The organism is Mycobacterium sp. 134, assembly GCF_048282715.1.
GTDB lineage: Bacteria > Actinomycetota > Actinomycetes > Mycobacteriales > Mycobacteriaceae > Mycobacterium > Mycobacterium septicum.
Genome location: NZ_JBLVUN010000008.1, coordinates 1,298,002 through 1,320,221, shown reverse-complemented (window position 1 = coordinate 1,320,221; position 22,220 = coordinate 1,298,002). Strand labels below are relative to the sequence as shown.

The window sequence follows — 22,220 nt, the reverse complement described above, 5'->3', positions numbered from 1 at the left end:
CGTACGGTGACCGCCATGACGTCGCGACAAGCACCATCCGTGGCCGGATCGCCGGCCCGGGGCGTCCGAGAGGCGCGCCGAATCGAAACCCGGGCACGCTTGTTCGACGCTGCCCTGGCAGAGATCTCGGACCGTGGTTTGGCCGCCGCCGACGTCAGCGCGATCGCGGCCGCGGCCGGCGTGGCGAGGGGAACGTTCTACTTCCATTTCCCGACCAAGGAGCACGTTCTCGTCGAGGCAGAGCGCGACGAGGAGACCCGCATCGTCCGCGAACTCGAGAAGGCCAAGGGCGATCTGGAATCGATCCTCACGCAAGTTGTCCGTCGTGTCCTCGGTGCCGAACGCCGTTTGGGCGGAGCGGTTTTCCGGGACATGCTCGGCCTGCACTTCTCCTCGACCCGTCCGGTCGAAGACGAGCTGGCGCAGCACCCTCTCGCAGAGTTTCTGATCGGGGTGATCAGCCGGGCCCAAAAGGCAGGGCAGGTGTCTGCCGACCGCAAGGCAGACGAACTCGCGACGTTCTTCCTCACCGGGCTGTTCGCACTGCTCGCCACCGGCGTATTCGACGCTGCACCGCTGAACCGTTATGTCACAACGATTGTCAAAGGGATGGAGAACCGATGAATCGCACAGGCATCGAGGGCTACCGGGATTTCCTCGCCAGGCGTGACGGCGAGGCCGACCTGCTCAACAGACGGTTGGCGAATCGAGAGCGGTTCTTCGCCGAACTCGAGGCGAACCCCGTCCGCTCAGCTCATCCCGCCGACCGGACGATCTTCCTCCGCAATCTGCGCCGCCGACGCCCGGACCCCGGCCTGGACCGCAAGATGCTGTTTCTGCTGGCGACCGCCAAACTCAACCAGGCTGAACGGTTCGGCGTGGGGCTCGGAGAAACCTACGGACGCAACAGCGACGAGAACCTGCCGCCCGAGAACGTCTACCTCGAACTCGAAGAGCACTATCACACCCGGCTGCTGGCATACGCGCTCGACGTCTTCGACCTGACCTTCCAGGTCGTCCCGCCGCCATTCGTGATGCGCCAGTTCGTCAAGACAGGTGTGTTCCTCCCCGAGCGGCTCGGCTTCATGTTCGTCGGGGCCGCAGAGATGGCGGGCTGCATCATGTTCGACGAGCTACGCCGTGCCGGCGCCGAACTCTTCGCCGACGAACCCGAGGTCGCCGAACGGATCGAACTGCTCTACAGCGAGATCCTCACCGATGAGATCGGCCATGTCGGCTACTGCGCGTCCCGCTGCACATCGGCGGAGCGCGCGGTCATGCGCCGGGCCTACCCGCTCATCGGACGGCTGTTCGCCCGCCAGACCGCCGAGATCAGCCTGCTGATCGACCCCAAGGCGTTGCACGCCCGCCTCGACCGGCCCTTCGATGTCGACGAGCTCACGGCCGACCTGGACAACGAGACGTATCTCGTCGCACACCCTTGAGGAAAGGACCGAGGCACTCCGTCGAGAGAAGCTAGGACGGAGCAATCCGGGCGCGGGCCAGCTGCGCCGCTCCGTTGCCGGTGATCAGCCACAGGGCGGCAAGCTGGGCGATGAAATCGTCGAGAGACAGGTGTACATCACCGTTGACGAACGCCAGGATGGCATCGGCTGTCCCGCCGACGATGAACGCGGGCGCCACCTTCGCCAACGGATCTGCCTCCAACTCGACACCGTGCACAGCGCGGCCGTGATCGATGAGCACGTCGGTGAGCCGGTGCATGACCGTGCTGCGATGAGCGTGCAGCTCAGGTGACGCCGCGACGCCCCCGAGCAAGACACGCGCGCGACGCGGGTCGTCCACGAGTGCCCGCACCGCCGCCGTGACACTCACCAGCGCCTGGGCTTCCAACGGTTCCTGGGCTGCGGCATCGGCTGCCGCCACGGTGGCGCTGCGTACGGCTTCGGCAATGTCGTCGACGACGGCTGCTGACAGGGCGTCGAGATCGGTGAAGCTCTCGTAGAAGTAGCGCTTGTTGAGAGCCGCTGCAGCGCAGAGCTTCTCGACAGTCACGCCCCGCCACTCGTTGCGCGCCATCACGTCCATCGCCGCTTCGACCAGCTGCTCGCGCCGTTGCCGGCGACGGGCCTGGGCCGACTGCCCGCCATACGTGCGATTGGTCGTTGACACCACCAACACATTCTGGCACGGTTTCGTACCAGATGGTTGATCAGGAGGACGCCATGGCAATCTGTTCGCCCGCGAGCACCCACCGCCTCCAAGCCTTCGGAGCTGCCGTCACGTCACGATTTCCGAGCGGAGAGCGCCCGCTGGCCACGCCGCCGCCGGGGTCGAATCTCAAGCCGGTCATGGGCAACTACGGTTTCCCGTTCCTCGGCCATGTGCTGAGCTCACTGGCCGACCCGCTGTCCTTCGCGCGGGATCGCTACGAGCGCTACGGGCCGGTCTCGTGGGCCGGCGGTGTCGGCTTCCGCGTGGTCGGCCTCATGGGCCCGGACGCATTGGAGGCCGCGTGGGTCAACCGAGACAAGGTGTTCTCCAGCACTCGCGGCTGGGCACCGGTCATCGGACCGTTCTTCCACCGCGGAATGATGTTGCTCGACTTCGACGAACACCGTGACCACCGCCGCATCATGCAGCAGGCTTTCACCCGCAGCGCGTTGGACGGTTACCTGGACCTGATGCGGCCCAGTATCGATCGCACCCTGGGCAATTGGCCGTCAACCCAGGGGTTTCCGTTCTATCCGTCCATCAAACACCTGCTGCTCGAACAGGCCGCGGAGGTGTTCGTCGGCACCCACCTCGGTCCCGAATCCGACCAACTGTCGGCGGATTTCCGCGCCACCGTCCGCGGCGGACAGGCCTTGGTGCGGGCGGACGTCCCAGGTGGCGTGTGGGCCAAGGGGTTACGCGCACGCGAACGCCTCGAACGCTACTTCGCCCACCAGGTTCCCGATCGCCAGCGCGGCGACGGCACGGACCTGTTCTCGATGTTGTGCCGCAGCGAGGACGAAGACGGTGCCCGGTTCATCCCGGACGACGTCGTCAACCACATGATCTTCCTGATGATGGCCGCCCACGACACCACCGCCATCGCGCTGTCGATGCTCACCTACGAATTGGGCCGAAACCAGCAGTGGCAGCAGGCGCTTCGCGACGAAGCGATCAGCCGGCCGAATGACACCCCCAACCTCCTGGACCTGGACGCCTACCCCCTACTCGACGCCGCGTTCAAGGAGATCCTCCGGATGTATGCGCCTGCGGGTGCGCTCTTCCGCCAAACGGTCCGCGATACCGAGATCCTCGGGCACTTCGTCCCGCGCAAGACTCAGGTGGCCATCAATGTCTACGCCTCCATGCGGCTTTCCGATTGGTGGCCCGACCCCGACACGTTCAATCCGGAACGGTTCGTGAACAGCTCCGAGTCCCGTGCCACTGTGAGCCGCTACGTCTTCGCGCCGTTCGGCGGTGGGGCGCACAAGTGCATCGGCCAGCAGTTCGCCGACATGACGGTCAAAACCACCATGCACCAGATGCTGCGCCGGTTCGAATGGAGCGTCCCTGACGGCTACCACCCGCAGCTGACCTGGGGCACCGGCCCCACGCCGGCCGACGACCTTCCGATCACGTTGCGGGCGCGCGTCCGGCATTGACACTTCAGCCTCGAGCAGAAACGCGGCCCGGGATTTCTCCCGAACCGCGTTGACCTGTTCCAACTTTGTGGAGCTAAGGGGAATCGAACCCCTGACCTTCTCGATGCGAACGAGACGCGCTACCAACTGCGCTATAGCCCCTGATACCGGAAGCAAAGGCTACCAGCACTGCGGCCGTGAGACGAAACCGGCCGCCCTACTGCCCGGAAGCACGCGGTAGATCGTATTCGCGGGACATCGACGCGTACGACGCGTACGCCAGATGCTCGAAGATCGGGTCCTCGTCGTCGATGTCGAGCACCACCGCGCCGGGCCTGCGCAGCCGGGCCGGCACCACGTCCAGCTTGTGGTCGTCGGTGTTCTCCACACCCAGCCTGGACCGGGCCATCCGGTGCGCACGACGACGCCGCAGTTGCTCCTCGATGCGCGTCTGGCGGCGCAGGTAGGCCAGATACAGCATGGTCAGCGTGCCGGCGCCACCACACACCCACCAGGCCGACGGCGTCACCAGGAGTGCCGCGGCCGCCGAGAACAGCAAGGTGGCGGCCAGCACCGCGAGCACGCGCTTGCGGAACCGGAACTTGCGGGCGCTGATCTCCGCGGCTTTCTTGGATTCGAACCGGCGCTGCCTGGTCGCGCTCAGCGATGCGACGGGCTCGTCGGTCTGTTCCGCGTCGACCGGCTCGTCCTCGGCCTCGGGTTCCAGACCCGAGGAGTCGTCGACGTACTCGTACTCGTCGTCGGTGAGATCCTCCGGATCTTCGCCCTCCTGGACGTCCTCAAGATCCTGGGGATCCTCGGCCTCGTCGAGATCCACTGCGATGCGCTCGGTTTGAGCCTCAGATTCGACAGCCTCGAAGCCCGCGATGGACTCCTCGACGGGCTCGGGTTCCGCCTCGGGCTCAGCCGCCACCTCGGGCTCGGTTTCGAATTCCAGCTCGAGCTCGGGTTCGGCCACTTCCTCGGGTTCGGCCACTGCCTCGGCCATCGCACCGACCGGAAGCGCGCCGGAATCCTCGTCGACGATGTCGACGTCGAGGTAGTCGGGTTCGGGGGTCTCGACGCTTACCGCTGCCACCACGACGGTGCGCTGCACTGTGGCGTGCACCCGCACCTCGACGGGCTCGTCCTCGACGTCTTCGTCGAGGTCCTCATCGAGGTGGTCGGCGGTGGGCTGCCAGTCCGGATCACTGTGATGCCCAGCGGCCGGGCCGCGTCGTAAGCGTTGTGCGTTGCGGCCGCTGTTGAGTACTCGTGTCGCCAGGGCGACGTCGCTGGTACGACGCACCGAGTCGCGCTTGCTGATCAACATCGGAACCAACACGAAAAGCCAGAGAACGACGAGGGAAATCCACAGTAGTGACTGGGGGATGCTTGGCATGACGCCTGCTCCTTTCCCCTTCAGGCTAGGTCTGTGACCAGCGCATCCATGGATGGCGCGCCGACACAATTACACACCTGTAATTCGATCGATACAAGCACCAACAGTCACATGTGTCACATTGGTAACAGCTTGCGAGACCAGTTTCGCTGAGATTGCTTCCAGGGCTGTGGATCCGGTGAAATCACGACCGCAGGCGCAGTATCGACTCGGCGCGCCGCAACTCAGATCCTGGCCGCAGTCAGCACCAACTGGCGCGGCCGGCCGAAACCAGGGCCTGGGCCGCCGAATGCTTGAGCTCCTCCAACGTGATCGCGACCAGGAGGTGGTCCCGCCAGGCGCCGTCCACCTCGAGATAGCGGCGCAGCAGCCCCTCCTCACGGAAGCCGACCCGCGCCAGCACGGCCCGGCTCGCGACGTTCTCCGGACGCACCGTGGCCTCCACTCGGTGCAACTGCACCCCGTTGAAGGAGTGGTCGAGCCCCAGCGCCAGCGCACCGGTCGCCACCCCGCCGCCGGTCTTGTCGCTGGCCACCCAATAGCCGATCCACGCCGATCGCAGTGCGCCATGAGTGACGTTGCCGATCGTGAGCTGGCCGGCGAACTGCCCGTCGAGCTCGATCACGTACGGCAGCATCCGCCCGCGCCGGGCCTCGCTGCGCAGGCCCGAGCAGATCGCAGGCCACGACGAAACAGCATGACGGACACGCCAATCCACGCCACTGACCGGCTCCCACGGCTCCAGATGGGCCTGGTCGGCCAGCCGGATGCGGCTCCACACGGCGGCATCGCGCAGCCGCACCGGACGTAGCCGCACCACACCGGCCTGCACCCGCAACGGTCCGATCGGACCGGGCCAACCCGGGTGAAAAGCGTTGGACCGGAACAGGCTCATCCGCACAGTCGATTCGTCACACCGTCATTCATCGAATGAAGTCTTATCAGCCGCGCTGGGCCAGGAATGCGACATCCACGGTTTCGCCCGTGCGAACCTCGTCGACCTCACTCGGAATCACCACGAGACAGTTCGCCTCGGCGAGCGTGGCCAGCAGGTGGGTGGACGCTCCCGGCGCCCCGCCCAGGGCCTGCACCAGGTATTCGCCGGAATCCTGATCGCGCATCAACTGCCCGCGCAGATATCCGGCGCGGCCGGCCACCGAGCTGATCGGCGACAGCGTGCGGGCCTTGACCACACGACGCATCGGCTGGCGCTTGCCCAGCGAGAGCCGGATCAGCGGTCGGACCATCACCTCGAACACCACCAGCGCACTCACCGGGTTGGCCGGCAGCAGGAAGACCGGAACCCGGTCGCGACCGAGCTGACCGAAGCCCTGCACCGATCCCGGGTGCATCGCGATCCGGGCCACCTCCATCTCGCCGAGCTCGGCGAGCACGGTGCGCACAGATTCAGCGGCGGCTCCGCCCACCGCACCGGCGATCACCACGATCTCATTGCGATTGACTTGGCCCTCAACGGTTTCCCGCAATTCCCGGGGGTCGGTGCTGATGATGCCGACCCGATTGACCTCCGCACCCGCATCCCGGCCTGCCGCGGCCAACGCGTACGAGTTCACGTCGTACACCTGCCCGGTTCCCGGGCTGCGGGACACGTCGACGAGTTCGCCGCCCACGCACATCACCGACAGCCTCGGACGGGGATGCACCAGCACGCGGTCCCGCCCGACCGCGGCCAGCAGGCCCACCTGGGCCGGGCCGATGATGGTGCCGGCCCGCACCGCGACGTCGCCGGGTTGCACGTCGTCACCGGTGCGCCGGACGTATGCGCCCGAGCGCACGCTGCGCAGGATCCGGACCCGGCTCTCGCCGCCGTCGGTCCACCGCAGCGGCAGCACGGCGTCGGCCAGCGTCGGCATCGGCGCGCCGGTCTGCACGCGCGCGGCCTGCCGGGGCTGCAACCGGCTCGGGGTACGCGCCCCCGCTTCGATCGAGCCCATCACGGGCAGGCTGATCTCGCCGGCGCCGTCGCCCACGGACAACACGTCGACGCTGCGCACCGCATAGCCATCGATGGCGGCCTGATCGAATCCCGGCATCGGCCGTTCAGTGACGACCTCTTCTGCGCACATCAGGCCTTGTGACTCGGCGATGGCCACGCGCACCGGTCGGGGGGCCACCGCGGCAGCCGCTACCCGAGCCTGCTGTTCCTCCACCGAACGCACAACACGCCTTCCTATCCCATCCGGGCCGACGTGCGGCGGACGGGCCAGCTCGTTGCTAGCCCTCCTGTCCGGTCAGACCCAGTCGTTCGACCAACCACCGCCGCAAATCCGGGCCGTAGTCGTCACGTTCCAACGCAAAGTCAACCGCAGCCTTCAGGTAGCCGCCGGGATTTCCCAGGTCGTGTCGGGCTCCGCGATGCACAACCACATGTACCGGATGGCCCTCTTCGATCAGCAGCGCGATGGCGTCGGTCAGCTGGATCTCCCCGCCCACGCCCCGCGAAACCCGGCGCAGCGCATCGAAGATCGCCCGGTCGAGAAGGTAGCGGCCGGCGGCGGCGTACGGGGACGGCGCATCGTCGGGCTTGGGCTTCTCCACCATGCCCTTGACCCGCAGCACGTTCGGGTTGGCCGCGTCGGGCACGGTCTCGACGTCGAAGACGCCGTAGGCACTGATCTCGTCGCCGGGCACCTCGATGGCGCACAGCACCGAACCGCCGCGCTTGGCCCGCACCTTTGACATGGTCTCCAGGACGCCGGTGGGCAGCACCAGGTCATCGGGCAGCAGGACGGCGATGGCGTCCTCGTCCGGAGCCAGCGCGGCCTCGACGCAGCTGACGGCATGTCCCAGGCCCAGCGGCTCGGCCTGCACCACAGACTCGACCTTGATCAGTGCCGGAGCGCGGCGGACCTTCTCCAGCATCGTCTTCTTGCCGCGAGCCTCCAGCGTGCCCTCGAGCACCAGGTCCTCGACGAAGTGCGCGACGACGCCGTCCTTGCCCTCGGAGGTGATGATGATCAGCCGCTCGGCGCCGGCCTCGGCCGCCTCGGCCGCGACCAGCTCGATGCCCGGGGTGTCGACCACCGGAAGCAATTCCTTGGGGACCGTCTTGGTGGCGGGAAGGAATCGCGTACCCAGACCGGCCGCCGGGACCACGGCCGTGTAGGGAATCGGCACCTCAGGCGCCTTGTGAGACGTGCTCATCGTTCACACACTAACGTCCGTTCTGAAATGGTGGAGGGCGTGACCCTGCCGACGAAGACCGATTTGCGAACCGGCGTTCTCCGTGCAAGACGGGCTGTGCCCGCCGACCGCCGCGACAGTGAGGCGCAGGCGCTCGGCCGCTGGCTGCCCACTCTGGTGCGCAGCGGGCAAACGGTGTGCGCCTATGTTCCGGTGGGCTCGGAACCGGGGTCGCAGGCCCTGTTGGACACCCTGTTGGAACTCGGTGTGCGCGTGCTGCTTCCGGTTGCCCGCAACGACGAGGACGGCCGGGGCCTGCCGATGCAGTGGGGCCCGTACGAGCCCGGGACGTTGGTGGCCGCCGAGTTCGGCCTGCGCGAGCCCGTGCCGCCGTGGCTGCCCGCCGGGCGGATCGCAGATGCCGAGGTGGTCCTCGTGCCCGCGCTGGCCGTCGACCGCCATGGCAACCGGCTCGGCCGGGGCGCGGGGTTCTACGACCGGACCCTGATCTACGCCGCACCCCATGCGCGCCTGGTCGCGGTGGTGCGTGACGACGAACTGGTCGACGAACTCCCCGCCGATCCCCACGACGTGCGAATGACGCACGCACTGACGCCGTCGGGCGGAATCGTGACGTTGCAGCGCTGAGCTGGTCCAGAATCGTCAGGTGTCCGATCCGGTGAGCGCTGACTTCGGTGTCCGCATGCAGCTGATCGTCGACATGCTGGCCCAAACCCTGGACCGGGCCGTGCTGCTGGATGACGAGGAGCTGACCCCGGTCACGCACAGCCGTCAGCTCGGCGAACTCGACGACGTGCGGGTCCACAGCGTGCTGCAACGCGAGACCCGCGCGGAGGTCAAGGCGGCGCTGTTCGAATTCGGGATCGGCGCGGCGGACTCGGCGGTGTGGACCCCGGCGTTTCCGCAATACAACCTGATGCCGCGGTTCTGCGTCCCTGTCCGATCGGCGTCCGAGCGGTTCGGCTACCTGTGGATCATCGCCCCCGAGGGTTCACTGCCCGAGCACGGTCAGCAGCTGGCCGAGCGAGCGGGTGCCGACCTGCTGGCCATTCTCGACCGCCGCAACGCGGCGCTGCGATCCCAGGAGTCCGCACAGCAGGGCCTCCTGATGCGGTTGATCGCCGCCGAAGATCCCGGGCAGGCCCAGGCGGTGGTCGGCGAACTGCACGCCAGGGCGATGGCCGACCCGCACGACGTGGTCCAGGTTTTCAGGTTCGAGCCCGGCCCAGACCACGCGGGAGATCCGGTCGATCGGAGCATGGCGCTGCGTCTGCGGTTGGCGGCCACCGACCGGACGCGCCGGTGGTACACCCTGGCCGGATCGCCGACGACGATCCTCGCGGTGTCACGTCTGGACGCCGGGTCGGCCGCGACCGCCGACACCGTGGCCCTGGCCGTACGGGCCAGCTACGGAACCCACCCGGCCATCGGCAGCTCCGGCGCTCCCCTGCCGATAACGCAAGCGGCCCTTGGGTTTCGCCAGGCGAGGCTGGCGCTGACGCTGGCAGAGGTCGGCGCGGGCAGCGCCCAGGTGGCCGACTGGTCCGCGCTCGGATCGTGGCGCACCCTGGCATTGCTGGGCCAGGCCTACGACCCGGACCGGCTCGGCGAACTGGTCCACCCCGGCATCGTCGGCCTGATCGAGCAGGGTCGCGACGACCTCCTCCGCACGCTGGAGACTTACCTGGCCAACGGCGGTGACGTGCGGCGCACCTCCGAGGACATGTATCTCCACCGGTCCACGCTGTACTACCGGCTGGAGAAGCTCACCGAGGCCGTCGGCAGCGACCTCAGCGACGGTGAGACCCGTTTCGATCTGATGCTGAGCCTGCGGCTGGCGCGCCTGGCCGGGCTGTACCGCCCCGGTTCGACAGCTGTCTGAACGAGCCGGCTGAGTTTCCTACAGTTTCGGCCCGATTTCGGCTCCGTGGACCCGTCGCCAGGAATAGCGTTCTGTTCTGGCCGCTTGTGACTTGAGTCACACATCACGGAGGAGTCGGTAGGCAAATGGGTGAAGCACCCGCACTGAAAAAGGCGCTCAGTCAACGACAACTGCGGATGATCGCGATCGGTGGTGTCATCGGCGCCGGACTGTTCGTCGGCTCCGGGGTGGTGATCGGCAAGACCGGCCCGGGTGTCTTCATCACCTACGCCCTGGCGGGCGTGCTCATCATCATGGTGATGCGGATGCTGGCCGAGATGGCCGTCGCGAATCCCTCGACCGGATCGTTCGCGGATTACGCGCGCAACGCGATGGGCAACTGGGCGGGCTTCTCGGTCGGCTGGCTGTATTGGTACTTCTGGGTGATCGTCGTCGGCTTCGAAGCCATCGCGGGCGCAAAGATCATCCAGTACTGGATGGACGTACCCATCTGGCTGACGGCACTGATCCTGTTGATCGCGATGACGGCGACCAACCTGTTCTCGGTGTCATCGTTCGGCGAGTTCGAGTACTGGTTCGCCGGCATCAAGGTGGCCGCGATCCTGGCATTCATCGGGCTGGGTTCGCTGTATGTCATCGGATTGTGGCCGCACAAGGACATGGACTTCTCGAACCTGTGGGCCAACGGCGGGTTCTTCCCGCTGGGCGCCATGGCGGTCACGGTCGGCGTGGTGACCGTGATCTTCTCGATGGTCGGAGCCGAGATCGCCACCATCGCGGCCGCGGAATCGGCCGATCCGGAGCGCGCCGTGGCCAGGGCCGCGAACTCCGTGATCCTGCGTATCGCAGTGTTCTTCGTGGGCTCGGCGTTCCTGCTCGTGACGATCCTGCCGTGGAACAGCGAGCAGGTCGCCGCATCGCCGTTCGTGTCGGCCTTCACCGAGATCGGCATCCCCTACGCCGACCACATCATGAACGCCGTGGTGCTGACGGCCGTGCTGAGCTGCCTGAACTCGGGCATGTACACCGCGTCGCGGATGCTGTTCGTGCTGGCCGCCCGGCGCGAGGCACCACCGCAGTTGGTCGCGGTGACGCGGCGCGGCGTGCCGGCGACGGCGATCCTCGCCTCATCGGTCATCGGCTTCCTCGGCGTGATCGCCTCGGCCTTCTCGCCGGACTTCATCTTCAAGTTCCTGCTGGACTCCAGCGGCGCCGTGATCCTGTTCGTCTACCTGCTGATCGCGATCTCGCAGATCGTGCTGCGGTACCGGACGTCGGCCGACAAACTCAAGGTGAAGATGTGGCTGTTCCCGGTCTTGTCGATCCTCACCGCGGGCGCCATTTTCGCGATCCTGGTGCAGATGTTCGTGCAGGGCGGCGACAACCGCAAAGCACTGACCATGAGCTTGTTGTCGTGGGCCGTGGTGATCGTGCTGTTCCTGGCCAACCGCTGGTTCATCGGGCACCGGCCCGAGGTGGCCGGGGTGTCACCGACGCCCGGCGCCGAGCATCCGCACCGGGTGCTGGTGCTCGCCAACGAGACCGTGGAATCCAACGAACTGCTCGAAGAGCTGCGGCGCATCGGCGCGGACCGCGACGCGGTCTATCAGGTCGTCGTGCCCGCCAGTCCGATCGATACCGGGGTGGCCGCCACCCACGGTCCTCTCGACATCTCGGAAGCCACCACGCGCGCCGCCCAGCGCCGCCTCGATCAGACGCTAAGCACGCTGCGTTCCGAACAGTTGCAGGCCGACGGCGAGCTGGGTGACTACCGTCCGCTGCGGGCCCTGGCCCATGCCGTCGAGACGTTCCGGCCCGACCAGATCGTGATTTCCACACTGCCGCCCGAGGATTCGGTGTGGCACCGCTTCGACGTCGTCGACCGGGCCCGCGCCGAGTACCAGGTGCCGGTGACGCATGTGGTGTCGCGGGTGCGCACCCAGGAGCACGCGTCGTGACCATTCTCGCCGCGTTCAGCGCGAGCCGGCACAGCAGCGCACCGCTGAACCTGGCCATCCAGCTCGCCCGCACCACCGGTGAGCAGGTGATCGCCGCGGCGGTGGTGGAACGCGCCTGGCCACCGCGCGACGACCCCGTCGAGGGCGAGTATCTGGCTTACGTGCGCGCGCAGGCCACACAGGCGTTGCAGCGCGCGATCGCGGTGCTGCCCATCGACCTCGACGTCACCCCGGTGGTACACGAATCCACGTCGATACCAACCGGTCTCATCGAGCTCGCGGATGCCCACCGGGTGACCGTGGTGTCCGTCGGGTCGTCCTCTTCGGGCATGATCGGCCGGGTCACGCTGGGCAGCGTCACCGAGCGACTCGTGCACACCGCCCGGGTGCCGGTGGTCTTCGCACCGCGCGGGTACACCCAGACCGACGCGCCGATCCGCCGCCTCACCGCGGCCTACGGCGGGGAGGCCGACGTCAACGGGCTCATCCCGGCCACCGCTGAGCTGGCCGCGGACTGGAAGGCCAAGCTGCGCATCGTATCGTTCACCGTCCGCAACACCGTGGCGTTCGCCGGCACCATCGAAACCTCGGCCGAGGAGTTGGTGGTCCAGCAGTGGTCACGACGGACCATTGCCGAGATCACCAAACAGCTCAACGCCATTCGTGACCGGATGGCGATTCCGGATGTCGACGTGGTGGTCGGCGCCGGCCACGATTGGAACTCGGCCGTGCAGAGCATCGGGTGGGACACCGGGGACATGCTCGTGCTCGGCTCGGGTGCGGCGGCCCCGAGCGCGCAGGTGTTCCTCGGCTCGGCCGCGGGCAAGATCCTGCGCCACTCGCCGGTTCCGGTGATGATCGCACCGAGCTACCAGCCGCGCTAGGTTCTCCGCACTCCGGGGCCGGGTCGTCCGCGCAGGGGCCAATGGTGTGGTCCGCACACACTGCGACGAGTGTGTAGCTTCTTGCGCTGTTTTCGCCCTTTCAGCACGAGAGGTTGCACACTCGTCGCAGCGCGCCAGAAGGAACTCGGCCGCGGAGCGCTCTGTGCGGGCGCTGCGCCTAACAGCCGTTCAGTACCGCCTCCATGGCGCGCTTCTCTTTGGCCGAGACCCATAGCTGGTAGGCGGATTTCACCTCGACCTGGCGGGCTACGAACTCGCAGCGGAACGCCACATTGGGCGGCAACCAGCTGGCGGCGTCGCGGAAGGCCTTGTCGAAGTTGGGTTGCGCGGCAACCGCGATCAGGTTCCGCGGATCGTTCGCGAAGTCCTTGCGCCGCTGCGGGTCCCAGGTCCGCGCACCCTTGTACCAGGCGTCCGACAACGACACCAGGTGGTCGATCTGCACGGTGCTGGAGGTGTCGGGCCCGCGGGTGAACGCGATCTCGGCACCGGTGTAGGGGTCGTGCAGGACGCCGGTGGCGGCGTAACAGGTTCCGGGGCGGACGGTCAGCCGGGCCAGGTCGCGGCGGAGGATGTCGTCGCGGGTATTGCAGCCGTTGTGACCGAACTCGACGTTGACGTCGTCGCTCCAGGCCTCGCCGAAGCGCGACCGGGCATAGTCGGTGTCACGGTCCCAGCCCTTGACCGGCAGCCCCGCCAACAGCGCGCGGGCCCGGTCGTAGCCGGGGTTCTGCGGCATCGGCTGCCGAGCCTGACCGGTCGTCGGAGGCGGGACCGGGGACTCGGCCGGCGCATCCGCGGGCCCGGCTTCCCGCATGCGCGCCACCACGAGCACGGCCAGCACCGCCAGGATTACCGCCACCACGAGCAGTACCGCTAGCCTTCCGGTGCGCCGGCGCCGGCGGCGCGCGGGAATGACATGGCCCACGTAGCGGTTCTAGCACTTGAGCCGGTAGAGTGCTAACAAGTTTGACCAACTCGGAGGGTTTTCGTGCCTACCTATTCCTACGCGTGCACTGAGTGCGGCAATCGGTTCGACGCGGTGCAGGCCTTCAGCGACGATGCGCTGACCACCTGCCCCAAGTGCTCCGGCAAGCTGCGCAAGCTCTTTGGCTCCGTCGGCGTGGTGTTCAAGGGCAGCGGCTTCTACCGCACCGACAACCGCGAGTCGGGCAAGAGCTCGTCCAACGGCTCCTCCGGCAAGAGCTCGGAGAGCAGCTCGTCGAGCACGTCCTCCGACTCGTCGTCGAGCGCTTCTTCGTCGAGCTCTTCGTCCTCGAGTTCGTCGAGCAGCTCCAGCGCCGCCCCTGCCGCGGCCGCCTCAAGCTAGCCCCGGAGTTATCCACAGGACGGCGAAGACGCCGTTCTCACCCGGCCGTCGCGCGCCTACCGTGGCGCCATGGCCGAATCACTCAACCCGCCCGTCTGGCGTCGGTTGACCGCTGCCCGGCCCGATTGGACCCGCACGGTGGCCGCCCGCCGCGCCGCCGCAGCCGGGCTGGTGCTGCTGGCAGCGATCGCGGCCCTGCGCTCCGATCCGCACGGCGAGTACACCGAGATCGCGGTCGCCACCCACGACCTGTCCCCGGGCGTCGCATTGACCGCCGCTGACGTGCGACTGGAACGCCGTGGCAAGGCCACCCTGCCCGACGGTGCCCAGAGTGACGTGGGCCGAGTGATCGGCGCGACGCTGACCGCCCCGGCCCGTCGCGGCGAGGTTCTCACCGATGTCCGGCTGCTCGGGTCGCGGCTGGCGGAATCGGCCGCGGGCCCGGATGCGCGGATCGTGCCGCTGAAGCTCAGCGACACGGCGTTACTCGATCTGATCCGCCCGGGCGACGTGGTGGACGTGATCACGGTGACCGGCGATCAGGACGACAAGCAGCCCGCCCGGCCGGTCGTTGTGGCCTCGGGGGCGGTGGTGGTACTTGTCTCGGAGAAGGCCCGCGGGGCCGGGGTGGGCACCGATCGGGTGGCCCTGGTTGCCCTGCCCGCCCGCTCCGCCAACGAGGTCGCGGCCATCAGCCTGGTGCAGGCCGTCACCCTCACGATCCACTGAGGCCGTATCCCACTGTCTGACAACACAATTCGTTCGCTACGAAGATGTTGACCGACAATCACCCAGCCATTCGGCCAACTCGGTTACTGTTTGCTTGTCGCACCGAAAACACCACACTGCAGGAAGGGTCCCCGCATGTTGAAGGGCTTCAAAGAGTTTCTGTCTCGCGGCAACGTCATCGATCTTGCGGTTGCTGTGGTCATCGGCGCCGCTTTCACCGGCCTGGTCACCTCCTTCACGGAAAAGGTGGTCCAGCCGCTGATCGACCGGATCGGCGCCGGCCCCGGCAAGGAATACGGCATTCTCAAGATCTCGCTGGGCGGCGATCCCGAGACGTTCATCGACTTCAACGCCGTCCTGTCCGCCTTCATCAACTTCATCCTGGTGGCCGCGGTCATCTACTTCGTCATCGTCCTGCCGTACAAGAAGCTGCGTGAGCGCGGCGAGGTCGAACAGGCCCAGGACACCGAGCTGAGCCTCCTCACCGAGATCCGCGATCTGCTGTCCACCAACGGCGACACCGGCAAGCATGTGACCGGCCCCGGCACCGGCCCCAGCCCGGACACCGCCAAGCACACCAGCGCTGATCGCGAGTGACGTCCACCCGCATACAAAAACAGCCCCTGGATTTCTCCAGGGGCTGTTTTTGTCGGTGCTTCAGATCAGTTCATATTCCAAGGCTCGCCGTAGGTGGTGACGCTGTCACCGGTCGAGGCGATCAGGCGGGCGAACGGACGCAGCAGCACGCCACCGGCCGCACCGGTCACGGTGCCGTGCGCGTTGGACACCGCCACACCCCCGGCCGGACCCTTGACGTCCACCGAGAAGGTGGCCACTTCCTGGATACCCGGGCCGTTGCCCAGGTCAGCGCTGATCGACACACCCGGGAACAGGTTCGGGGTGATGACCGACTCCAGGCCGAAGGGCGGGCCGGTGATGTCACCATCGTCGATCAGGATGTTCGGGGTGGTGTAGGAGAAGTTGATCCCCACACCCAGCGACCAGGGGAAGCCGATCTGGTAGCCCAGCTCCAGCGTGCCCTCGAAGTCGTCGGCACCCGGGCCCGCCACGACGTACTTGGCGCGACCGGAGTGGAACCACTCACGGGTCAGCCGGTTGCGGTCCAGGGGGAACACACCGTTGAGGAAGGTGTCCCACTGCTGAACGGTCAGGGTCCGGTCCTGCCCATCAACCAGGCTCAGTTCATTGTCCAGACCCGCATGAGAAGTGCCCGTGCTCGTAAACAGCGCCGCGATGGTTGCCACCATCGCGACCAGCACCCGACTGAATGCCTTCATGTTCTCCCTAGCTATATCGCCGGCGGCCCCGGGGGCCCACCGTTTGTGGGTGGCGTCCCGGCCCCCGCAGACCGTACCGCCGCGCAAGACCTACATGTGGTGCGGATTAGAAACCCCACACGTTGCTCTTACGTAATGCTCATCGTTGACACGAGGAACATAACGGGAGCCCTTCGGGGCGGCAACGCAAGCACATATCCCGAGCCGTGCATACGGTCAATCGATCAAAATTTGCTGAAAACCGGCTGGGAGGTCGCGCACTAGGTCGCGACGCTGCGAATTGGCCCACTCGGCAATGCTGTGACGCCGTTCGCCTCGATAACGAACTGAGGTTCGGAACACAGTGCCGAGCTGGGGTTTCGTACCCCTCACAAGCCGCTCACCTTCTCAGTGATGGTGAGGCGGAATGTTGTTCCTCAACCATCGGTCCCGGTCGTCATCGTCGTCCGGCGAAGCGGTGTCACGTTCGTCGGGAGCGATGTCCGGGAGCGCCTCACCGAAAATCTTGTTAACTGCGTGCCGGGACATTTTGTTCGCTTCAGGCATCGTCAATTCCCTTTGTGATGAAGATCACATCTCATCTTAGGCGGCGCAGCAACAACCGTTAACCTGCTCTTAACCAGCACCGTCACTCTGCCTAACATTCACCTGCAAAAGGAAACGGCGGCCGGTGGCCGCCGTTTCGTTGATGTTCAGATTTCCAAACTTGATAGCTGGCCTATCACTTGCGCGGCCAGTGGCCCGAGGGTGGCCATGCCGTCGCGCACCGCAGCACGCGACCCGGCGATGTTCACCACCAGCGTGCTGCCCGAGACGCCACACAGGCCGCGGGACAGCCCCGCATCCACGATGCCCGCCGAAAGGCCCGATGCCCGCAGTGCCTCGGCGATGCCCAGCAGCTCCCGATCGAGGATGTCGAGGGTGGCCTCCGGCGTCACGTCGCGCGGCGTCACCCCCGTCCCGCCGACAGACACCACCAGATCGACGCCGCCGATCACCGCGGTGTTCAACGCGTTGCGGATCTCGACCTCGTCGGCCGCCACGACCACGACTCCGTCGACGACGAACCCGGCCTCGCCCAGCAGTTCCGTGACCAACGGACCGCTGTGGTCTTCCTCGCCATGCGCTGTGCGATCGTCCACGACGACGACGAGCGCGCGCCCCACCAACTCCCCTGGCTGTTCCATGCCTGCAACCGTATATCCGGCGGCAGACAACGGTGTAGCCAGACGGAGTGTGGCGATCCCGCCGGGTCCGATCACTGTGCTCACTGCTCAGCCTTTCCCAGCGTGACGTCGATGGTCTGCGGCTTGCCTGCCGGGTCCAGGAAGGTCAGCGTGACCTTGTCACCGGGCGCCTTGGACCGCACCGCGGCCACGAGCGCGTCGGCGCTGCCGATCACCCGGTCGTCGACCTTGGTGACCACCACACCGCTGGGCAGACCGGCCGCCGCCGCGGCCCCGCCGTTGGTGACCTCGACGATCTTGGCGCCGTCGCTGGCCTTGTCATTGGCCACCTGCACGCCCAGCGAGGCATGCGAGGCGGTGCCGTTCTGGATCAGCTCGTCGGCGATGCGCTTGGCCTGATCCACCGGGATCGCGAAGCCCAGCCCGATCGAGCCGCTCTGCGCCTGCGGTGAATCCCCGCCCATCGTGGCGATCGCCGAGTTGATCCCGACCAGTTCACCGTTCATGTTGACCAGCGCGCCACCGGAGTTGCCCGGGTTGATCGCGGCGTCGGTCTGGATGGCGTCGAGGACGGTGTTCTGATTGCGGGTGTCGCCGCCGGCCGCGACCGGACGGTTCAGCGCGCTGATGATGCCGGTGGTGACGGTGCCTTCGAGGCCCAGCGGCGAGCCGATGGCCACCACGTCCTGGCCCACCCGCAGGTTGGCAGACGAGCCGAGCGTGATCGGGGTCAATCCCGAAACGTCCTGTGCGCGCACCACTGCGATGTCGCTGCTGGGGTCGGTGCCCACCACGGTGAACGGCTTCGTGGTCCCGTCGGAGAACGTCACCTTGGTCTGAGCGCCTGCCGGTGCCGGTGCACTACCCGGCGCGGTGGCGGGAGCGGGCTCACCCGGCTTGGCCGCCTGCACGACGTGGTTGTTGGTCAGGATGAGGCCATCGCCGGTGAGGATGATGCCCGAGCCCTCCTCGGACGCGCGGCCCAGATCGGTCTCGAGCTTGACCACACTCGGCACCACCTTGGCTGCCACCTGCTCCACCGAACCGGGGGGTAGGGCGGCCGCGGGAACGGTCGGTGCGGCACCGAGGCCCTGGGTGCCCAGGCGCGGGTGGTCGTCGTGAACCAGCGTGGCCACGCCGCCACCGATGCCCGCCGACACCACGGCCACCGTGAGGGCACCGGCGACCAGGCCGGCCTTGGAGCGCTTCTTGGCCGGGACAGGCTGCGGGCTGGCCGGAATCCGGTACGGGTCGAACGGTGCGCGATACGCCTGCTGCTGCGGCTGCGGCTGCGGCTGGTGAGTCTGGGTCTGATGCGTCTGGGCCTGGTGCTGCTGCGTCTGATGCGGTTGGTGCTGCTGCGGCTGTTGACGCGCGTAACGCCAGTCGTACGGCTGTTGCTGGTAAGGGTCAGGACGCGCACCGGCGTATCCGGGGGCAGCGCCGCCGGGATGCTGCTCCGGCTGCTGGGGGTACCTCGGGTGGTTCGTCATAGTGCTGCGTGCTCTTCTCTTGTAAAGGTCCGCCGGCCTGTGACGCCGGCCCGGTCCGACCCGTTTGTCCAACCCTCGTGTCTGTTCAATTCGTCAAACGAACTCACTGCCACTCAGGTTGCCCAGATGGGCTGAGAATCCACTTAGAGATTTCTGATCCATCCGTGATTTAGTCCCCCGACTGACTTAACTGTCTCACCTTTTGTCCGCGCCGACAGCGTGCCCACCGCCGACCCGGGGCGAGTGTGTCGCATCGCCATTGGGGATCGGCTGGCCCGGCAGCACCATGTGAAAGGAAGCTCCCGGCGGGGTGCCGCCCGGCACGGTCTCGTCAATCCGCAGTGCGCCACCGTGTTTGAGCACCACCTGCTGGACGATAGCCAATCCGAGGCCGGATCCCGGCATCGCCCTGGCCGCGTCCGAGCGGTAGAAGCGCTCGAACACCAGCGCGCGTTCCTGCGGCGGGATGCCGGGCCCGTGATCGGAGACCACGAGTTCGGCGTGCGTCGGATCGACCTGATGCAACCTGACACTGACCTGCCCGCCGGCCGGACTCCACTTGGCGGCGTTGTCCAGCAGGTTGAGCACTGCCCGGCCGAGGCCGGGTGCGTCGCCGAACACCTGCCAGCCGATGACGTCGACGTCGAATTCGATGTCGTTGCGGCGCCTCCGGACCCGCTCCAGGCTGCGGTCGACGACCTCGGACATGTCGACCGGCTCCGGAGTGATGCCGCCGGCATCGTCACGGGTCAGGTCGACGAGGTCACCGACCAGGGTGGAGAGCTCCTCGATCTGGGCGATCACATCCTGCTGCAGCCCGTCCATCTCGTCCCTGGGCAGCGGCGGCGCGCCCGGTGCTTGCGAGGCCATCAGCAGTTCGACGTTGGTGCGTAGCGAGGTCAGCGGGGTTCTCAGCTCGTGCCCGGCGTCGGATACCAGCCGGGACTGCCGTTCCCTCGATTCGGCCAGAGCCCGCAGCATCATGTTGAACGCCTCGGTGAGCCGGGCCAGCTCGTCGCTGCCGACCACCGGGATGGGCCGCAGATCGTCGGTGCGGGCCACCCGCTCCGCGGCTTCGGTGAGTCTGCCCACCGGTCTGAGCCCGGCTCTGGCCACCGCACCACCGGCCATGGCGGCCACCGCGACCCCGACGCCGCCGACGATGAGCAGCACGGTGCCCAGCCGTCTCAGCACTTGGACAGTGGGTGCCAGGCTCTTGGAGATCAGCAGGGAACTGCCGTTGGCCAGGTGCACCGCGAGCACCCGCTGGTGGTTCGCCGTGCGCAGGGACATCAGCAGTTCACCGGAGATGACGTCCTTCTCGGGCTTGCCCAGCGGCAACATCTGCCCTTGCTGGTTGGCCGTATAGATGGATCGGCCCGGGATCACCAGCATCGCGTTGACGTCGGAGTAGGCGGTGCCCTCGATGGCCTTGCCGGGGTCGGCCGCCAGCGATCCGCTCTCGATGAGCAACCGGGCACGGCTGTGCAGCTGGTTGTCCAGGTCGTCGTAGAGCGCGCGCGAGACGACGGCGTAGACGGCGACCGCCATCAGGACCACCACCATGGCCACCATCGACATCGCGAGCATCATCACGCGCCAGCGCAATGACAGTGAGCTGGTGTTGCGTAGGTTCACGGCGGCGAGCCGCCCAGAGTCAGTGGCGGTTCGCCAGGTATTTGCGTTGAGCGCCATCAAATCAGGGGGGTGTTTCGCGCAGCACGTAACCGACGCCGCGCACGGTGTGGATCAGCCGGGGCTCGCCTTCGGCCTCGGTCTTTCGGCGGAGGTAGCCGATGTACACCTCGAGGGCATTACCCGAAGTCGGGAAATCGAATCCCCACACCTCTTCGAGGATGCGGCTACGGGTGAGCACTCGCCGCGGGTTGGCGATCAGCATTTCCAGGAGCGAGAACTCGGTGCGGGTGAGGCTGATCTGACGCTGGCCACGGGTCACCTCGCGGGTCACCGGGTCCAGGGTCAGGTCTGAGAACGTCATCATCTGCGAATCGGTGCCGTCGTCGTTGACCGTCCGGCGCAGCAACGCCCGCATCCGCGCCAGCAGCTCCTCGAGCGCGAACGGCTTGGGCAGGTAGTCGTCGGCGCCGGCGTCCAGTCCGGCAACCCGCTCGGAGACCGAGTCACGGGCGGTCAGCACCAGGATCGGAAGATCGTCACCGGTGCTGCGGAGCTGCCGGCACACCTCCAGACCGTCCAGCCGCGGCATCATCACGTCCAGAACCACAGCATCGGGCCGGTCACTGGCAATCGCCTCGAGTGCTTCGACCCCATCCTGGGCAAGCTCGACCGAATAACCATTGAAAGAAAGCGACCGGCGCAGGGATTCGCGCACAGCGCGATCGTCGTCAACGACAAGTATGCGCACAGGCACAGTTTCAACCCGCTGTCTGAGAGTGGGCTGAGAGGCGCGCCGCAAATTCGCCGAGCGTTTTCACGGGACCGGAACAACCCTGAGCACGACAAAAAGCGCTATCACGAGTGATAGCGCTTTTTGAGAAAGTGTCTGAAGTTCTAGCGCTTGTCGAGATCGACCAGGCCGAGACGAGCGGCCTTGAGCAGACGGCGCGGCACCTTGTGCTGCTGACCGGCGACACTGACGCCGACGAGACCGGTGGCCTCGGCCTTCCACTGCGCGCGCCGGCTACGGGTGTTCGCGCGCGACATTCTGCGCTTGGGCACAGCCATGACGTGCATCTCCTTGCTTCGGGTTGTTGCCGCGCGAATCGATTGAGCTCGCCGGCGGCGACGATTAGGTACAGAGTAACGGTTGACCTGGCGCTGCTCCAAAACGGGAGTTGTCGCATTCGACGCCGCAACCGACGGCCGAAGACTACCTTGAATGTCGCACAGCAATCATTCAGCGTTTTCACCGCGACCTCGGGGAGGGGTCATGAAACGTGCCCTACTAGCGGGCTTGGTGGCCCTCACCGTTGCGGGATGTAGCCAGAGTGCCGATACCAGCGAATCATCGACCATGCAGAAAGCCCCCGCCGTCGTCGAAACCACGACAGAAACGGCGACGGCCTCGGGTTGCACGGCGAGCGGCCTGGACGCGATGACGGCGTTGTCGGACTTCCAGCTCGAGATGGACGACGCCCAGAAAGCGGGGAAGCTCACGGTCGATCAGCTGACCGCCGCGCGCGACAAGTTGTTCAACCAAACCCAGGAAGCGCAGGGCAAAGAGGATTGGGCCGCCTACTGCAAGTCGATCGACGACATGCGGACCGAACTGGGTTTGTAGGCACCCTGGCGTG

The 22,220-nt window shown here is 66.8% G+C and carries 23 protein-coding genes and 1 tRNA gene; 11 read left to right on the top strand and 13 right to left on the bottom strand.

Going from position 1 to position 22,220, the window contains the following annotated elements; genetic code table 11:
* Nucleotides 1-15: 15 nt before the first annotated feature.
* Both ACNQVK_RS11070 and ACNQVK_RS11065 read left to right on the top strand, forming a co-directional pair.
* Nucleotides 16-624, top strand: coding sequence for a TetR/AcrR family transcriptional regulator (locus tag ACNQVK_RS11070; protein WP_418029550.1), 609 nt, complete (start codon nt 16-18; stop codon nt 622-624).
* On the top strand, nt 621-1,445 hold the full coding sequence (locus ACNQVK_RS11065; protein ID WP_418029549.1) for a hypothetical protein: 825 nt from the start codon (nt 621-623) through the stop codon (nt 1,443-1,445). Before ACNQVK_RS11070 ends, ACNQVK_RS11065 begins: the two co-directional genes overlap by 4 nt.
* A gap of 31 nt (nt 1,446-1,476) precedes the next feature.
* On the opposite strand, the gene ACNQVK_RS11060 is transcribed toward ACNQVK_RS11065, so the two are convergent.
* A complete protein-coding gene (locus ACNQVK_RS11060; RefSeq protein WP_418034104.1) occupies nt 1,477-2,139 on the bottom strand; it encodes a TetR/AcrR family transcriptional regulator in 663 nt (220 codons plus the stop codon).
* 47 nt (nt 2,140-2,186) lie between these two features.
* On the opposite strand from ACNQVK_RS11060, the gene ACNQVK_RS11055 reads away from it, so the two are divergent.
* On the top strand, nt 2,187-3,617 hold the full coding sequence (locus tag ACNQVK_RS11055) for a cytochrome P450 (RefSeq protein ID WP_418029548.1): 1,431 nt from the start codon (nt 2,187-2,189) through the stop codon (nt 3,615-3,617).
* Between the two features lie 68 nt (nt 3,618-3,685).
* Here ACNQVK_RS11055 and ACNQVK_RS11050 read toward each other — a convergent pair.
* The 5 genes from ACNQVK_RS11050 to ACNQVK_RS11030 form a co-directional block, all read right to left on the bottom strand.
* A tRNA-Ala gene (locus ACNQVK_RS11050) sits at nt 3,686-3,758 on the bottom strand.
* Nucleotides 3,759-3,813: 55 nt separating this feature from the next.
* The gene (gene glpR, locus ACNQVK_RS11045) at nt 3,814-4,998 is read right to left on the bottom strand and encodes a gephyrin-like molybdotransferase receptor GlpR (protein WP_418029547.1); all 1,185 of its coding nucleotides are present in this window, start codon (nt 4,996-4,998) and stop codon (nt 3,814-3,816) included.
* 241 nt (nt 4,999-5,239) lie between these two features.
* Nucleotides 5,240-5,893 carry a GNAT family N-acetyltransferase gene (locus tag ACNQVK_RS11040; protein WP_090427408.1) on the bottom strand — a complete coding sequence of 218 codons (654 nt, stop codon included), beginning with the start codon at nt 5,891-5,893 and terminating at the stop codon, nt 5,240-5,242.
* A gap of 46 nt (nt 5,894-5,939) precedes the next feature.
* The gene (glp, locus tag ACNQVK_RS11035; protein ID WP_418029546.1) at nt 5,940-7,178 is read right to left on the bottom strand and encodes a gephyrin-like molybdotransferase Glp; all 1,239 of its coding nucleotides are present in this window, start codon (nt 7,176-7,178) and stop codon (nt 5,940-5,942) included.
* A gap of 55 nt (nt 7,179-7,233) precedes the next feature.
* A complete protein-coding gene (locus ACNQVK_RS11030; protein ID WP_044520101.1) occupies nt 7,234-8,163 on the bottom strand; it encodes a UTP--glucose-1-phosphate uridylyltransferase in 930 nt (309 codons plus the stop codon).
* 27 nt (nt 8,164-8,190) lie between these two features.
* On the opposite strand from ACNQVK_RS11030, the gene ACNQVK_RS11025 reads away from it, so the two are divergent.
* The 4 genes from ACNQVK_RS11025 to ACNQVK_RS11010 all read left to right on the top strand — a co-directional run bounded on the left by ACNQVK_RS11025 (nt 8,191) and on the right by ACNQVK_RS11010 (nt 12,887).
* Nucleotides 8,191-8,790 carry a 5-formyltetrahydrofolate cyclo-ligase gene (locus ACNQVK_RS11025; RefSeq protein ID WP_418029545.1) on the top strand — a complete coding sequence of 200 codons (600 nt, stop codon included), beginning with the start codon at nt 8,191-8,193 and terminating at the stop codon, nt 8,788-8,790.
* A gap of 19 nt (nt 8,791-8,809) precedes the next feature.
* Entirely contained in the window at nt 8,810-10,045 is a 1,236-nt protein-coding gene (locus tag ACNQVK_RS11020; protein WP_418029544.1) for a PucR family transcriptional regulator, read from the top strand.
* Between the two features lie 125 nt (nt 10,046-10,170).
* The gene (locus ACNQVK_RS11015) at nt 10,171-12,003 is read left to right on the top strand and encodes an amino acid permease (protein WP_418029543.1); all 1,833 of its coding nucleotides are present in this window, start codon (nt 10,171-10,173) and stop codon (nt 12,001-12,003) included.
* Nucleotides 12,000-12,887: a universal stress protein gene (locus tag ACNQVK_RS11010; protein WP_418029542.1), complete on the top strand. Its 888-nt coding sequence runs from the start codon at nt 12,000-12,002 to the stop codon at nt 12,885-12,887. The genes ACNQVK_RS11015 and ACNQVK_RS11010 overlap by 4 nt, the downstream gene beginning before the upstream one ends.
* A gap of 178 nt (nt 12,888-13,065) precedes the next feature.
* Here the strand turns inward: ACNQVK_RS11010 and ACNQVK_RS11005 are convergent, their stop codons facing one another.
* Nucleotides 13,066-13,836 (bottom strand): HNH endonuclease family protein, encoded by a 771-nt coding sequence (locus tag ACNQVK_RS11005; protein WP_418029541.1) that lies wholly within the window; start codon nt 13,834-13,836, stop codon nt 13,066-13,068.
* 63 nt (nt 13,837-13,899) lie between these two features.
* Between ACNQVK_RS11005 and ACNQVK_RS11000 the strand changes: the two genes are divergently transcribed.
* From ACNQVK_RS11000 to mscL, 3 genes are all read left to right on the top strand, one after another.
* On the top strand, nt 13,900-14,238 hold the full coding sequence (locus tag ACNQVK_RS11000; protein WP_418029540.1) for an FmdB family zinc ribbon protein: 339 nt from the start codon (nt 13,900-13,902) through the stop codon (nt 14,236-14,238).
* Nucleotides 14,239-14,307: 69 nt separating this feature from the next.
* Nucleotides 14,308-14,967, top strand: coding sequence for an SAF domain-containing protein (locus tag ACNQVK_RS10995; RefSeq protein WP_418029539.1), 660 nt, complete (start codon nt 14,308-14,310; stop codon nt 14,965-14,967).
* 135 nt (nt 14,968-15,102) lie between these two features.
* Nucleotides 15,103-15,564: a large-conductance mechanosensitive channel protein MscL gene (mscL, locus tag ACNQVK_RS10990; protein ID WP_418029538.1), complete on the top strand. Its 462-nt coding sequence runs from the start codon at nt 15,103-15,105 to the stop codon at nt 15,562-15,564.
* A 65-nt stretch (nt 15,565-15,629) separates the two neighbouring features.
* On the opposite strand, the gene ACNQVK_RS10985 is transcribed toward mscL, so the two are convergent.
* The 6 genes from ACNQVK_RS10985 to rpmF all read right to left on the bottom strand — a co-directional run bounded on the left by ACNQVK_RS10985 (nt 15,630) and on the right by rpmF (nt 21,651).
* Nucleotides 15,630-16,265: an MspA family porin gene (locus ACNQVK_RS10985; RefSeq protein ID WP_168441708.1), complete on the bottom strand. Its 636-nt coding sequence runs from the start codon at nt 16,263-16,265 to the stop codon at nt 15,630-15,632.
* A 692-nt stretch (nt 16,266-16,957) separates the two neighbouring features.
* Nucleotides 16,958-17,452 (bottom strand): MogA/MoaB family molybdenum cofactor biosynthesis protein, encoded by a 495-nt coding sequence (locus tag ACNQVK_RS10980; protein WP_003885700.1) that lies wholly within the window; start codon nt 17,450-17,452, stop codon nt 16,958-16,960.
* A gap of 80 nt (nt 17,453-17,532) precedes the next feature.
* A complete protein-coding gene (locus tag ACNQVK_RS10975; protein WP_418029537.1) occupies nt 17,533-18,945 on the bottom strand; it encodes a S1C family serine protease in 1,413 nt (470 codons plus the stop codon).
* 195 nt (nt 18,946-19,140) lie between these two features.
* Complete coding sequence (locus ACNQVK_RS10970; protein WP_418029536.1) at nt 19,141-20,640, bottom strand: ATP-binding protein; 1,500 nt, start codon at nt 20,638-20,640, stop codon at nt 19,141-19,143.
* A gap of 4 nt (nt 20,641-20,644) precedes the next feature.
* Nucleotides 20,645-21,331: a response regulator transcription factor gene (locus ACNQVK_RS10965; RefSeq protein WP_409548731.1), complete on the bottom strand. Its 687-nt coding sequence runs from the start codon at nt 21,329-21,331 to the stop codon at nt 20,645-20,647.
* Nucleotides 21,332-21,477: 146 nt separating this feature from the next.
* Complete coding sequence (gene rpmF / locus ACNQVK_RS10960) at nt 21,478-21,651, bottom strand: 50S ribosomal protein L32 (protein WP_044521728.1); 174 nt, start codon at nt 21,649-21,651, stop codon at nt 21,478-21,480.
* 205 nt (nt 21,652-21,856) lie between these two features.
* Between rpmF and ACNQVK_RS10955 the strand changes: the two genes are divergently transcribed.
* Nucleotides 21,857-22,207, top strand: coding sequence for a hypothetical protein (locus ACNQVK_RS10955; protein WP_418029535.1), 351 nt, complete (start codon nt 21,857-21,859; stop codon nt 22,205-22,207).
* The last annotated feature ends 13 nt before the right edge of the window (nt 22,208-22,220 follow it).

Coding starts and splice junctions, on each gene's coding strand:
- ACNQVK_RS10975 (WP_418029537.1), bottom strand. CDS start 18,945: ATGACGAACCACCCGAGGTACCCCCAGCAGCCGGAGCAGCATCCCGGC.
- ACNQVK_RS10995 (WP_418029539.1), top strand. CDS start 14,308: ATGGCCGAATCACTCAACCCGCCCGTCTGGCGTCGGTTGACCGCTGCC.
- ACNQVK_RS11055 (WP_418029548.1), top strand. CDS start 2,187: ATGGCAATCTGTTCGCCCGCGAGCACCCACCGCCTCCAAGCCTTCGGA.
- glpR (WP_418029547.1), bottom strand. CDS start 4,998: ATGCCAAGCATCCCCCAGTCACTACTGTGGATTTCCCTCGTCGTTCTC.
- ACNQVK_RS10955 (WP_418029535.1), top strand. CDS start 21,857: ATGAAACGTGCCCTACTAGCGGGCTTGGTGGCCCTCACCGTTGCGGGA.
- rpmF (WP_044521728.1), bottom strand. CDS start 21,651: ATGGCTGTGCCCAAGCGCAGAATGTCGCGCGCGAACACCCGTAGCCGG.
- ACNQVK_RS11015 (WP_418029543.1), top strand. CDS start 10,171: ATGGGTGAAGCACCCGCACTGAAAAAGGCGCTCAGTCAACGACAACTG.
- ACNQVK_RS11065 (WP_418029549.1), top strand. CDS start 621: ATGAATCGCACAGGCATCGAGGGCTACCGGGATTTCCTCGCCAGGCGT.
- ACNQVK_RS11025 (WP_418029545.1), top strand. CDS start 8,191: ATGGTGGAGGGCGTGACCCTGCCGACGAAGACCGATTTGCGAACCGGC.
- mscL (WP_418029538.1), top strand. CDS start 15,103: ATGTTGAAGGGCTTCAAAGAGTTTCTGTCTCGCGGCAACGTCATCGAT.
- ACNQVK_RS11040 (WP_090427408.1), bottom strand. CDS start 5,893: ATGAGCCTGTTCCGGTCCAACGCTTTTCACCCGGGTTGGCCCGGTCCG.
- ACNQVK_RS10980 (WP_003885700.1), bottom strand. CDS start 17,452: ATGGAACAGCCAGGGGAGTTGGTGGGGCGCGCGCTCGTCGTCGTCGTG.
- ACNQVK_RS11070 (WP_418029550.1), top strand. CDS start 16: ATGACGTCGCGACAAGCACCATCCGTGGCCGGATCGCCGGCCCGGGGC.
- ACNQVK_RS10985 (WP_168441708.1), bottom strand. CDS start 16,265: ATGAAGGCATTCAGTCGGGTGCTGGTCGCGATGGTGGCAACCATCGCG.
- ACNQVK_RS10970 (WP_418029536.1), bottom strand. CDS start 20,640: ATGGCGCTCAACGCAAATACCTGGCGAACCGCCACTGACTCTGGGCGG.
- ACNQVK_RS11030 (WP_044520101.1), bottom strand. CDS start 8,163: ATGAGCACGTCTCACAAGGCGCCTGAGGTGCCGATTCCCTACACGGCC.